This window comes from Ancylobacter sp. FA202, assembly GCF_000380205.1.
GTDB lineage: Bacteria > Pseudomonadota > Alphaproteobacteria > Rhizobiales > Xanthobacteraceae > Ancylobacter.
Map to the genome: position 1 here is coordinate 659,666 of NZ_KB904818.1, position 13,342 is coordinate 673,007.

8 protein-coding genes are annotated in these 13,342 nt (G+C 69.6%); 2 read left to right on the forward strand and 6 right to left on the reverse strand.

The window, feature by feature from the left end:
• Window positions 1-26: 26 nt before the first annotated feature.
• Both A3M1_RS0103005 and A3M1_RS0103010 read right to left on the reverse strand, forming a co-directional pair.
• Window positions 27-746, reverse strand: a complete 720-nt coding sequence (locus A3M1_RS0103005) for an NTP transferase domain-containing protein (protein ID WP_018387472.1) — start codon at window positions 744-746, stop codon at window positions 27-29.
• Window positions 747-774: 28 nt separating this feature from the next.
• Window positions 775-5,628 (reverse strand): NAD-glutamate dehydrogenase, encoded by a 4,854-nt coding sequence (locus A3M1_RS0103010; protein ID WP_018387473.1) that lies wholly within the window; start codon window positions 5,626-5,628, stop codon window positions 775-777.
• Between the two features lie 251 nt (window positions 5,629-5,879).
• Between A3M1_RS0103010 and A3M1_RS0103015 the strand changes: the two genes are divergently transcribed.
• Window positions 5,880-6,590, forward strand: coding sequence for an OmpW family protein (locus A3M1_RS0103015; protein ID WP_305803837.1), 711 nt, complete (start codon window positions 5,880-5,882; stop codon window positions 6,588-6,590).
• A gap of 66 nt (window positions 6,591-6,656) precedes the next feature.
• On the opposite strand, the gene purH is transcribed toward A3M1_RS0103015, so the two are convergent.
• The 3 genes from purH to rsmB all read right to left on the reverse strand — a co-directional run bounded on the left by purH (window position 6,657) and on the right by rsmB (window position 11,617).
• Window positions 6,657-8,258, reverse strand: coding sequence for a bifunctional phosphoribosylaminoimidazolecarboxamide formyltransferase/IMP cyclohydrolase (gene purH / locus A3M1_RS0103020; protein WP_018387475.1), 1,602 nt, complete (start codon window positions 8,256-8,258; stop codon window positions 6,657-6,659).
• A gap of 195 nt (window positions 8,259-8,453) precedes the next feature.
• Entirely contained in the window at window positions 8,454-10,172 is a 1,719-nt protein-coding gene (locus tag A3M1_RS0103025) for a heparinase II/III family protein (protein WP_018387476.1), read from the reverse strand.
• 122 nt (window positions 10,173-10,294) lie between these two features.
• A complete protein-coding gene (gene rsmB, locus A3M1_RS0103030; protein WP_018387477.1) occupies window positions 10,295-11,617 on the reverse strand; it encodes a 16S rRNA (cytosine(967)-C(5))-methyltransferase RsmB in 1,323 nt (440 codons plus the stop codon).
• 183 nt (window positions 11,618-11,800) lie between these two features.
• On the opposite strand from rsmB, the gene A3M1_RS0103035 reads away from it, so the two are divergent.
• Window positions 11,801-12,772 (forward strand): glucokinase, encoded by a 972-nt coding sequence (locus A3M1_RS0103035; RefSeq protein WP_018387478.1) that lies wholly within the window; start codon window positions 11,801-11,803, stop codon window positions 12,770-12,772.
• Between the two features lie 76 nt (window positions 12,773-12,848).
• On the opposite strand, the gene A3M1_RS0103040 is transcribed toward A3M1_RS0103035, so the two are convergent.
• Window positions 12,849-13,265, reverse strand: a complete 417-nt coding sequence (locus tag A3M1_RS0103040; protein WP_018387479.1) for a hypothetical protein — start codon at window positions 13,263-13,265, stop codon at window positions 12,849-12,851.
• Between the last annotated feature and the right edge of the window lie 77 nt (window positions 13,266-13,342).

The following is a 13,342-nucleotide window of genomic DNA, read 5'->3' on the forward strand; positions in this document are numbered from 1 at the left end:
ATTCGTCGGAAAGCAAGGGGACGGCGTCAGCTCGGAATCGACGGCACACGGGCGAGGTCGGCCTCGGAATCAATGTCGAACGCCCCATCCGGCTGTGTCGGGATAGCATGAATCGCGGTGGCCCGCTCCGGTAAACCCTCCCGCAGCAGCGCGGCGATAAGCTGCCACTGGAAGCGCAGGCCCGCCTGCGCCGCCGCACACAGCCGGGGACGCAGCGATGCCGGCCAGCGCACCGCATGCGCCATCCGCCAGGCGGCATGCGGCGCCTCACCGGCCAGGGCGACGACGGTCCCGCCGCACAGTTCCACCGCGATCTCGCGATCGGCGGCCGGATCGCGCGGCGCCACCGCGAGCGCCACCCCGCCCGCCGGCGACGCCCAGAGGGTGTCGAGCGTGGCATCGGTGTAGACCGTGTCGGCCAGCAGCACCCAGCAGTCGGCCCCCTGCGCCTCTTCGGCGAAGGCGCAGGCGAGGCTTTGCAGCATCTCGCCTTCGGCAAAGTGTGGATTGTAGACGCACCGCGCGTGGGGAAGACGCGCCCGCACCACGGCCTCGACCGCCGCGTGGCGATGACCGGTGACCACCGTCACCTGCCGCACCGGGGCCGTGCTCAACTGGGCGAGCAGCCGCGCCAGCGTTCCCTGTCCGTCGATGATCGGGAGCAGCGCCTTGTGCTCCACCACGCCCATGCGGCGCCCCCGCCCGGCCGCGAGGATGACGACATCCACCTCAGCGCAGCGGTCCACGGTGCCCCCTCCGCGCGCCAGAGGGCGCCTAGCCCCGCACCAGGTCGCCGATCAGGCTGGCCGCCACCGAGAGCTTCGACACGCTGAGCCCCGAGCCGGCGATCTCGTGCACGCCATTGCGCGCCCGCTCCACCACCTCGCCGCGCGCCCGCGCCCAGCTCGACACCCCGGCGACGCCGGCGCCATGCTCCTCGATCACCTCGGCGGTGAGCCGGCGCACCGCGCTCTCGAAGGCGGCCAGCGCCCGCTCCAGCGCCAGCCGGTCGTAATAGTCGCTCACCGAGAGGGTCCGCGCCGGGCCGAGGATGCGGTCGAGCCGGAACAGCAGGGCGACGGCGAAGAAGGTCACGGCCGCGTCGGCCAGCGGCGCCCGCGTGCGGTCGGCGATCAGCACGATGTCGGTGGCGCTCTCCACCGCCGGCAGGCGGGCGATGCGCCGCGCCAGCACCTCAGGCACGCCGGCCTGCGTCCACTGGTCGATGCGGGCATCGTGCAGCACCCGCGATTCCTCGGGCAGCAACTCACGCACCGGGCCGGCGAGCACCTTCTCCACCGGAGCGATGCCGGCGGCGTAGTGGCCGACCAGCTCGTCGAGATTGCGCCGGAGGTCGACATTGCGCAGGAACCAGATCGAGCGGTCGAGCAGCATGTCCTGCACGACGCCATAGAGGTCCAGCTGCACCGCGCCGGCCACGAGACCATCCAGCGCGTCGATCTCGCGGTTGAGACCGGCGAGGCCGAAACCGTCGCGCACCACGGCGAAGGCCTTGGCGATGCTGTCGATCCCCGCCCCGGTCTCGTCCGTCAGCCGGGCGACGAAGGCCGGGCCGCCATGGTTGATCATGGCGTTGGACAGGCGGGTGGCGATGATGTCGCGCCGCAGCCGGTGATGCTCGATCCCCTCGGGGAAATGCTCGCGCAGTTCGGCAGGGAAATAGGCCGCCAGCTCGCGCGCGAGATAGGGATCATCCGGCACGTCGGTATCGATCAGGTCGGCCTGGGCGGAAAGCTTGGCATAGGCCAGCAGCACCGCCATTTCCGGCCGTGTCAGGCTCTCGCCCCGGCCGCGCCGCTCGTTCAGCTCGGTGTCGGAGGGCAGATATTCCACCGCGCGGTCGAGCAGCCCGCGCCCTTCCAGCCGCTGCATCAGCCGCTGCAGGAAGCCGAGATCGTCGAGGCCGCGCATTTCGGCCAGCGAAAGCGCCAGCGTCTGCAGATAATTATTGGCCAGCACCAGCGCGGCGACATCGCCGGTCATGCCGGCGAGCACCTGCGCCCGCGCCTGCGGGTCGAGCCGCCCCTCGCGCAGGGCGGGAGCCATGGCGATCTTGATGTTCACCTCGATATCGGAGGTGTTGACGCCGGCGGAATTGTCGATGGCGTCGGTGTTCAGCCGCACGCCGCGGCGCGCCGCCTCGATGCGCCCGCGCTGGGTGACGCCGAGATTGGCGCCCTCGCCGATCACCCGCGCCCGCACCTGGTTGCCGGCGATCCGCACGCCGTCATTGGCGCGGTCGCCCGCCTGCGCGTCGGTCTCACTGGCGGCGCGCACATAAGTGCCGATGCCGCCGAACCACAACAGGTCCACCGGCGCCCGCAGAATCGCGCTGATCACCTCGGAGGGAGAGGCCGAACTCTTGTCGAAGCCCAGCACCTCGCGCATCGCCAAAGTGAGCGGAATGCTCTTGGCGGTGCGCGGGAACACGCCGCCGCCCGGCGAAATCAGCGACTTGTCATAGTCCTGCCAGCTGGAACGCGGCAGCGCGAACAGCCGCTGGCGCTCGCGGAACGAGGCTTCCGGGTCCGGATTGGGATCGAGGAAGATGTCGCGATGGTCGAAGGCGGCGACCAGGCGGATCGTGTTTTCCAGGATCATGCCATTGCCGAACACGTCGCCCGACATGTCGCCGACACCGGCAACGGTGAAGGGCGTGCGGCGGATATCGACATCCATCTCGCGGAAATGCCGGCGCACCGCCTCCCAGGCGCCGCGCGCGGTGATGCCCATCGCCTTGTGGTCATAGCCGACCGAGCCGCCGGAGGCGAAGGCGTCGCCCAGCCAGAAGCCACGCTGCAGCGAGAGCGCGTTGGCGGTGTCGGAGAAGGTCGCGGTGCCCTTGTCGGCGGCCACCACGAGATAGGGGTCGTCCTCGTCGTGCCGCACCGTGTGCGCGGGATGGACGGTGCGGCCGTCCTCGATATTGTCGCTGACGTCGAGCAGGCTGGAAATGAACAGCTTGTAGGCCTCGACACCCTCGGCCTGAATGGCCTCGCGCGGGCCGGCGGGGAGCTGCTGGGGCACGAAGCCGCCCTTGGCGCCCACCGGCACGATGACCGCATTCTTCACCTGCTGCGCCTTGACGAGGCCCAGCACCTCGGTGCGGAAATCCTGCGGCCGGTCAGACCAGCGCAGGCCACCGCGCGCCACCCGGCCGAAGCGCAGATGAATGCCCTCGACGCGCGGCGACTGCACGAAGATCTCGAACAGCGGGCGCGGCTGCGGCAGCCCCTCGACCTCGGCACTCAGGAACTTGATGGCGATGGTCGGCCGGTGGCCGCCCTGGGCCCCGCGCTGGAAGAAATTGGTCCGCACCGCCGCGCCCACCAGGTTGGCAAAGCGGCGCAGGATGCGGTCCTCGTCGAGGCTCGGCACATCGGCCAGCGCGGTCTCGATCGCGGCGCGCAGTTCCTCCTGCCGCTCCGCCCGCCGCTCGCCATGGTCGGGGTCGAAGCGGGCATGGAACAGCGCCACCAGCTTCTGCGCGAGGGCGGGATGGGCGTTCAGCGTCTGCCAGAGATAGTCCTGGCTGAACGGAATGCCGACCTGCCGGAGATAGCGCCCCAGCGCCCGCAGCAGCGCGATGTCGCGCCAGCCGAGAAGGGCGTTCAGCGCCAGCGCGTTGAAGCCGTCGCTCTCGCCGCCACGCAGCACCGCCATCAGCGTCGCGTGCAGCCGTGGACCCAGCTTGTCGAGCGGGATATCGCCGCCGCCGCGCCGCGACAGCAGCATGTCGTGCAGATAGACCGGCGCGCCGCCGCCGGCCTTGATGGTGAAGGTGCGCTCGTCGATGACGACGAAGCCCATCGATTCGAGCAGCGGCACCCGCTCGGAGAGCAGGCGCGGCACCTTGTAGCTGAACACCTTGAGCGAGACCCGGCCGCGCTCGCGCAGCGCCGAGGGCCGGAAATCCGCCGCCACCGGGCTGGCATCGCTCAGATCCTCGATCAGCCGCAGATCGTCGATCGCCTCGGCCGGCAGTGAGGCCGCCTGATAGCCCGCCGGGAACGCCTTGGCGTAGCGCTCCATCAGCTCGCTCGCCTTGCTGGCGGGCACCGTGGCGGCCAGCGCCTCGGCAAAGCCGTCGCCCCAGGTGCGGATGATGGCGCCGATCGCCTCCTCCAGCGTGGCGCGATTGACGGTCGGCACCTCGCCGGGGCCGCGCTCAATGATGAAGTGGACGCGGATCAGCGGCCCTTCCAGGAACATCGGCCGGAAGGCGACGATCTGGCCGCCGAAGCTCCCCGCCAGCAGATGGCCGATCTTCTCGCGCACGTCGCTGTCGTAGCGCTCGCGCGGCACGAAGACGAGGATCGAGACGAAACGGTCGAACCGCTCATTAAGCGCCAGCACCCGCACGCGCGGGTGCTCGTCGAGCTGGAGAATGGCCAGCGAGAACTGGTAGAGCGCGGTGGTGTCGATCTGGAACAGGTCGTCGCGGGGATAGGTTTCGAGCACCTTCACCAGTGCCCGGCCGGAATGGCTCTCGGGGGCGAAGCCGGCCCGCGCCAGCACGGTTGCCGCCTTGCGCCGCAGCATCGGGATGGTGCGAACCGAACTCGTATAGGCGGTGGCGGTGAACAGCCCGGCGATGCACAGCCCGCCGACCACGCGCCCCTGCGCATCGTACCGCTTGACCAGAACCACATCGATCCAGGCCCGCCGGTGGACATTGGACACGGCGCGCGACTTGGTGACGATCAGCGGGCTGGGATCGGCCAGCGCTTCGGCGAGGTCGGTGCTGACGGTGCGCGGGTCGCCCGTTGGCCGGAACAGGCGGAAGGCTTCATCCGCCATCAGCCCCAGCGCGTCCTCCATCCGCCGCTCGAACACTGTCGTCTTCGCGCCGCCGGGCGTGCCGGTGGACTGGTAATGGCGGCAGCCGAGAAAGGTGAAGCGGCCGGCCAGCAGCCATTCGAGGAAGGCGATCGCCTCCTCGCGGTCCTCGCGCGGCACCATGGCGGGGGCGAGGGTGAGGTTGGTGACGGCGGCCCGCACCTGCGCCATCATCGGCTGCCAGGCGCCCACCACCACGCGCACCTGGTTCAGCACCAGGGTGAGTTCCTCGATCAGCGCGGCGCGCCGGCCTTCGTCCTCGAGACGCGGGACGTGGATCTGGATCAGGCTCTCGCGCCGCATGCGCGCGCCGGCCGGCGTCTCGCCGGGAACAAGGCTCGTCACCTGCCCGGCCGCGTCGCGGTCCACGCCCATGATCGGGTGCACCACGAAGCTTGCCGTCAGGCCCTGGGCGTTGAGCGCGCCCATGACCGAATCGAGCAGGAAGGGCATGTCGTCATTGATGATCTCGATCACCGACACCCGGGCGAGCCGGTCGCCGCCCTCGGCGGGCTGGGGCTGTTCGATGCGGATGTCGGAGCTGTCGCGCCGCCGGACCTTCAGATGGCCATAGGCAAGGCGCGCCAGGCCGGCGAGTTCGTGCGGGGTGTAGACACGTACATCCTCCGCCACCGCCCGACCGAACAAGCCATGGGCGAACCGGGCCGGCACATCGCCGTCGGTCGCCTGCAGGATAAGGTCCGCCTGCTCGACGAGCTGGCGCGCGACGCGCTCGTCCTCGCTGGCCAGGAACCCTTCGACACCCATCATTTCCCCCCGCCGGATGCTGCGGGCCCCGCTTGGCCGCCCGCCCACCGGCTGTAGCCGATTGTTCTATTATACGTCTATTCTTCCCGCTGAAATGCCGGAACCGCCGTCGCTCTCCCTCCTGTTGCCCTCCGGTCACAGAAAGACAAGAGTATCGCCGGTTTGATCTCGATCAAGCTAAGGCCCGCCCTCTCCGCTCACCACTGGGACCGCGCTCCGCACAGGGGCAAGGGAAACAAGGGGTTTGGGGCATGCCGTCCATCGGATCAACACTACATCGTCTTTCCGCTCCGGCGGCGGGTCTGGCTCTTCTCGGCACTGTGCTGGCCGGCGCCCCGGCGCTGGCCGCTGACATCGCCAGCACGCCCCCGCTCGCCTACAAGGCCCCTGCTCCCGTGGTGGAGCAGAGCCCGTGGCAGATTCGCCTGCGCCTGCTCGGCGTCATCCCCGAGGATGGCGGCTCGGTGCACGGCGTCAACGGCTCGAATCTCGACGTGTCCGACTCGGTCGTGCCGGAACTCGACATCACCTACTACTTCACCAAAAACTGGGCGGCCGAACTGATCCTCGGCGTCACGCCGCACGACATCAACGGCGCCGGCACCATCACCAGCCTCAACAAGATCGGCGAAGTGTGGCTGCTGCCGCCGACCCTGACGCTGCAGTACCACTTTACCGATTTCGGCGCCTTCAAGCCCTATGTCGGCGCGGGCATCAACTACACCTTCTTCTTCGACCAGAAGGCCTATTCGGCTGATTCGATCGACGTGAAGGACACGTTCGGCTGGGCGCTGCAGGCCGGCTTCGACTACATGCTCGACGCGCATTGGGGCATCAACGTCGACGTGAAGAAGCTGTTCCTGAAGCCTGATTTCGACGTGGTGGTCGCCGGCCAGCCGCTCTCCGGCAAGGCCGATCTCGACCCGTGGATCGTCGGCGTCGGCGTCACCTACCGCTTCTGAGGCGGCGGGCCTCACACGCAAAGGGCCGGCTCACGCCGGCCCTTTTTTCGTTTTGCGCGCCTCCGCTCAGTGGCGGAAGTGCCGCACGCCGGTGAACACCATGGCGATGCCGGCCGCATCCGCCGCCGCGATCACATCCGCGTCGCGGATCGAGCCGCCCGGCTGGATCACGGCGGTGGCGCCGGCCTCGATGGCGGTGATCAGCCCGTCGGCGAAGGGGAAGAAGGCGTCGGACGCCACCACGCTGCCGCGCGTCAGCGGTTCGGCAGCGCCGGCGGCTTCGGCCGCATCGCGCGCCTTGTGCGCGGCGATCCGCGCCGAATCGACCCGGCTCATCTGCCCGGCGCCGATGCCGACCGTGGCGAGGTCCTTGGCATAGACGATCGCGTTCGACTTTACATGCTTCACCACCCGGAAGGCGAAGGCGAGGTCGGCCAGCTCCTTCTCGGTCGGCGCGCGCTGCGTCACCACCTTCAGCGCCATGTCGTCCACCACCGCATTGTCGCGCGACTGCACGAGAAAGCCGCCGGCCAGCGACTTCACCAGGCGGCCGCCGCCGCGCGGGTCCGGCAGCGCGCCGGTGACGAGCAGGCGCAGATTCTTCTTGGTGGCGATGATGGCGGCGGCTTCCTCAGTGGCGTCGGGGGCGACGATCACCTCAGTGAAGATGTCGACAATGGCGCGGGCGGCCTCGGCGTCCAGCGTGCGGTTAAGTGCCACGATGCCGCCAAAGGCCGAGGTTGGGTCGCAGGCCAGCGCCTTGCGATAGGCCTCGACCAGCGTCGCCCCTTCCGCCACGCCGCAGGGATTGGCGTGCTTGACGATCACCACCGCCGGCGCGCGGGCGGGATCGAACTCGGCCACCGCCTCGAAGGCGGCGTCGGTGTCGTTCAGATTGTTGTAGGACAGCGCCTTGCCCTGCAGCTGGCGGGCGGTGGCCACCCCGGGCCGGGCCGGGCCGCCAATATAGAACGCCGCGCTCTGGTGCGGGTTCTCGCCATAGCGCAGCGCCTCGGCGAGACGGCCGCCGAACACCCGGCTTTCCGCCGCCGCTTCCGCGTTTTCCTTCGCCTCCACCTCCGCGAACCAGGAGGCGATGGCGCCGTCATAGGTGGCGGTGCGGGCATAGGCGAGCTGCGCCAGCGTGCGGCGGGTGGCCAGCGTGGTGCCGCCCTTCGCCTCCAGATCAGCCAGCACGGTGGCGTAGCTGGCGGGGTCGACCACCACGGCCACATCGGCATGGTTCTTGGCCGCGGCGCGGATCATCGCCGGGCCGCCAATGTCGATGTTCTCGACACAGTCATCATAAGAGGCGCCGCGCGCCACCGTCGCCTCGAACGGGTAGAGATTCACCACCACGAGGTCGATCGGCAGGATGCCGTGCGCGTCCATGGAGGCGCGGTGGCCTTCATCGTCGCGAATGGCGAGAATGCCGCCATGCACGCCGGGGTGCAGCGTCTTCACCCGGCCGTCCATCATTTCCGGGAAGCCGGTGAGGTCCGACACGTCGCTCACCTCCAGCCCCGCCTCGGCCAGCGCCTTGCGCGTGCCGCCGGTGGACACCAGCGCGATGCCCCGGGCGGCCAGCGCCTGCGCGAAGGGCACAAGGCCGGTCTTGTCGGACACCGAAAGGAGGGCGCGGGCGATGGGGCGGATGTCAGAGGACATGGAAGCGGCCAGTGCGTTGGAACCAGGAAGCCGCCGCCCTATCACGTCTGGCCCCCGGGGTGAACCTTCGAGCCCCCCGGACAGCTATGCATCCTTCGAGGCTCGCTGCGCTCGCACCTCAGGATGACGACGCTTCAAGAGGCAACCTCGTCATGCTGAGGCGGCCCCGAAGCATGCAGGCCCACCCGCTGCCGACTACCCCCGCAGCGCCCGCAACTGGACGAAGGTCCATTCCACCCGCGGCGTCTGCCGGGCATTGCCTGTTATCACCAGCTGCTCGGTGCGGCGGGGGCCGGCATTGCTGCCGAGAAAGATGCTCTCCTCGATGACGACGGCACTGTCCGGGGCGGTGAACGCCCAGTCATCGCCATCCGGCATCCGCAGGATCACCGTCTGCCCGTCCGAGGCGCGCGAGGGTTCGACCGAGGGGTGGAGGTGGAAGCGCACGGCGTAGCGGCCCGGCTGGTCGGTGGAGAATTCCTCGCCCTGCGCCACTCGGAACAAATCCTCGCCGTCGAGCCGCATGCCGTCGGCCGACAGCCGCCAGGAGCGCTGGTGCACCACGCCGAAGCGCCGGGCATAGCCGTCATGACTGGCGCGCAGCACATCCGACCCGCCGCGCTCGCCCCGGTCGACATGCAGATCCGTCGGCCCGCCCAGAACAGGCGCCCCGCATAGGCGCGTCAGCGGGCCGGCGGAGAGAAAGCGGCAGGAGGATGCGTCCTCCACCACGACGGTCGAATGCGCCGCCGTCTGCCGCGCCACCGCGCGCCATTCCTCGCGCCCGGCGGCGGGCAGGCCGCAATTGACCACGATGCGGTGCCGCCCGGCGGAAAGCTCGAACGACAGGCACCCGGCATGCGCCTCAAGGCTCAGCGGCAAAGGCGGCGGGGCGCCGGTATCGGCGATCACCACCGTGCCGCCCGCCTCCATGCGCTGATAGCCGGAATAGGGCGCGTTCGACACCGGGCGCCCACGCGCATCGTCATAGGCGAGCACGGTGGCGAGCACATCCGCCGGCGTCGGCCCCATGCCGTTGAACAGCGCGAAGGCGCCGTCCACATGCCGGAAGAAGCGCAGCATCGGCATCATCCGGTCGATGGCGTTCAACAGCGCCGGCGGCGGCGCCACATGGCGGGCGGCATAGCTCTGGCGCAGCGGCAGCAGGTCGAGCAGAACCTCGATCAGCATGCCGGGATTGCGACTGACATGGCCGCCATCGCCCAGCACCTGCCGGTTGAGCTCGTCAACCAGGCGCTTCTGCGCCGCGCGCATCAGCCTTGTCTGGTCGGCCATGCACAGGCTGGCCAGCGACAAAGTGAGCGCGCAGGCAAGGCGCGCCCGCCCGTCCGGCGCATTCGGCCCGACGCTCTTGATGTAGCGCACCTGCGCGGTGAGGCTGCGGATGAAGCGGCGGTGAAAGCCGGGATCGGCATCCTGCAGGATCAAAGGCGCCTGGGTGAGCCAGCTCGCCACCCGCCGCGCCGCGATTTCCGGCGCCGAGGCCTGCGGCAGGCGGTGGCCGCGCATGGCGATCCAGTCGCCCACCAGCGCGCGGGCATGGGCGCGGGCGATCGGCGAGGCGGCGGCCTGCAAATGCCGCAGCCAGCCGAAGGAATAGAGCTCGCGCGCCCATTCCGGCGAGGGCGGCACCATCTCGAAAGGGGAAGCGCCATCGGTCAGCACCAGCTTGCCAGCGAAGCTGTAGCGCCCGGCATAGAATTCGGTGGCCCGCGCCGGGTCGCCGGTGCGCAGCTCATGCGGGGCGAACAGCAGCCGCGATGGCAGCGGCACGGCGGTGGCGCGCCACGGAAACCACGGATGCGCCAGGGTGCGCGCTACCAGGCTGTTCCAGCCGGTCTCGGCCGCGAACAGCGCCAGGCGGGCGCGATCGGCATAAATCTCGCGGGCCATCAGCGTCTCAGCCCCTCTCGAAGACGCCGGGAATCACCAGCACATGCATGGCGCGAGCTTAGCGGAGCGGCACACGCCGTCCAACCGGGGCGACACACCGCTCTCAGTGCACGGGAACCCGCTCACCCCTTGCGCAGCCGCGCGGCGAAGAAGCCGTCGAGGCCGGCATAGCGGGGATCCTCGTCCGGAAGATGCGTCGGCAGGGTGCGCACCTCGCCCGCCTCATTGATCCATTCGGCCGGGATGCCGCACTCGCCGGGCGTTACCGGATCACGCGAAAAATCGGGGCGTTGCGCGAGGAAGGCGGCGATCTGCCGCTCGCCCTCCTCCGGCTCCAGCGAGCAGGTGGAATAGACCAGAACCCCGCCGGGCTTCACCAGCTCGGCGGCGTTGGCGAGCAGGCGCGTCTGCAGCGCCGCGAGGCTGACAATGTCGGCTGGCGCCTTGGTCCACGCCACTTCCGGGTGGCGGCGTATGGTGCCGGTGGCCGAGCACGGCGCGTCGAGCAGCACCCCGTCATAAGGGCCTGCCTTGAGGCGGGTGGCATCGGCCTCGATCACCTCGGCGGTGAGGTTGAGCCGCGCCAGATTGGCCTTCAGCCGGCGCAGGCGTGGGGCGGAACGGTCCACCGCCACCACCCGCGCCCCGGCGGCGGCCAGTTGCGCCGTCTTGCCGCCGGGCGCGGCGCACAGGTCGGCAAGGGTCATGCCGGCCGCCGGGTGAAGCAGCCGCGCCGGCAGCGCCGCCGCCGCGTCCTGCACCCACCATTCGCCCGCCTCGAAGCCCGCCAGCGCGGTGACGTTGCCGGCCTCGACCAGCCGGATCGAGCCGGTCGGCAGCAGCCTGCCGCCGAGCTTTTCCGCGAGGATTTCCGGGTTTTCCCGGGCGGTGAGGTCCAGCGGAGCCTCATGCGCCAGCGCCCGCGAGATCGCCTCGCCGGCCGCCGGGCCATAGGCGGCGGTCCAGCCCTCCACCATCCATTCCGGCTGGTCGGCGACATCGGGCAGGATCGCTTTTCCCTCGCGCGTGATCCGCCGCAGCACGGCGTTAGCGAGGCCCTTGAAGCCGGCGGTGCTGGCCTGCTCGCCGACCAGCGTCACCGTGGTGCCCACCGCCGCATGGTCGGGCACATCCATGAACAGGATCTGCGCCGCGCCCACCAGCATCAGCATCTCGACCCGGCGCGCCTTCTCCGGAATGCCGCGTTCCATCAGCGTGCGCAGCAGCGCCCGCAGGCTCCCCTGCTTGCGCAGCGTCGTCGCCGCGATCATCCGGGCCAGCGCGCGGTCGCGCTCGTCCAGCTCGCGGGTCAGGCGCTCAAGCGTCTCTTCGAGCGGATGCCCGGTTTCCATGACGGACTGGACGGCATCGGCGGCCGCCCGGCGGGCGGCGAGGCCGGGCGCATCGGCGGCGGGGGAGCGGGCAGGCGGGCGCGGTTCTTTCATCGCGTTGGGACTAGGCCGAGCCACGCGGGAAGGCAACCTTATCCCGACGATCCTGCGGGGCGAGGCATCCAAATGGCCGCTTGGGGGTTGTCGAAGCGGGCAAGATTGGGTCCTATCCCCTATCGGCCCGCCCACCCGCCTCACCGGCCCGCCTCACCGCCTTGCGCCTGCAGCGAACGGAACATGCCCCACCAGATCCTCATCGCCGATATCGGCGGAACCTCCTCCCGTCTCGCCCTTGTCGGCCCGGACGGCGCGCCGCGTGACATCCAGATCCACCGCAACGACGACTTCGCCGGCTTCAAGCAGATGATCGAGGCCGACCTCGCCCAGCGCGGCGAGGGCGCCCCTGCCACCGTCGGCGGGGCGGTGCTGGCGGTGGCCGGGCCGGCGGATGAAGAGGTCATCCGGCTGACCAACCGCGACTGGTCGTTTTCCAAGCGCGACATGCGCCGGCATTTCGGCTGGCAGAAATTCGCCGCGCTGAATGATTTCGAGGCGCTGGCGCTGGGCGTGCTCGCGCTTACCCCGGACGATCTGGTCCCGGTGGGCGGCGGCCATGCGGAGCGCGATGCCCCCATTCTGGTCTGCGGCCCCGGCACCGGCTTCGGCACCGCCATGCTGGTCAAGACCGGCCGCAACCGCATGGTGCTCACCGGCGAGGGCGGCCGGGTGCGGCTCGGCGCCGCCGATTCGGAAGAGGCGCTGCTGCTCGGCCACATGGTGCGCGAGCTCGGGCCGGTGGTGGTGGAGCACGCTCTGTCCGGCTCGGGCCTTGCCCGCATCCACCGCATCCTGTCCGGGGTCAGCCTGTCGCCGGAAGAGGTGATCGCGGCGGCGAGGCGCGACGAGGACGCCGCAAAGCACAGCTGCCATGTGTTCCTGCGGCTGTTCGGCCGCATCGCCGGCGATCTCGCGCTGATCACCAATGCGCGCGGCGGCGTCTTTCTAGCCGGCGGCGTCTCGGTCGGCCTTGCCTCGCTGTTTGCCGGCTCGGCCTTCCGCACCGCCTTCGAGGAGCATCCGCCCTTCGAGGGGCGACTGGCCGAGATTCCGGTGCAGGTCATCACCCACCCGACGCCGGGGCTGATCGGCTGCGGCCAGTACGGCGGCCGGCTGGCCCGCACGCTCAAGCCCGGTTTGCGGGTCGTCTAGGCTGGAGCACGTTTCGCTCTGATGACAAGGCCATCAGAGCGAAACGTGCGCTTGCGTGGAAGCTCAAGCAGCCGTGTTATTTTTCGCGCCGGAATAGAGTGCAGGACGCAACACTCGGCGCTATCTGCGCATAGCACAGTTCAAAGCTGTTCGAATCGATAAGGTGGCCGAAGGAGTTCCCGTCACTGTCCGCCGAGCGGAGAGTTTTTCGGTCTTCGGACACCACCATCAATTTTTCTTCCCTATGGCCCGCGGATACGATCGTACCGATGTAGCGGCCCTGATCCTGCTTCGTAATCTCGACAACGAGATCGGACGAGGCGAACCGGGGCTCGCTGCCACCGCCGGCGCTGCCATAGTGACCCGCTGGGCTCATAATGACGGCTCGGCTCTTCCCGACCCACTTTCCGAGGAGATCCGGCCACGCTTCCTGCGCAACCGCCGGACCCGCGAAACACATGGCAGCAAACAGAAAAATCACGCTCCCACGCATGGGAACCTCCTGTTACCGTAGACGATATAAGGTATTATATTGCCATATGTCATGGGATCGGCAAAGGCCCACCGCTG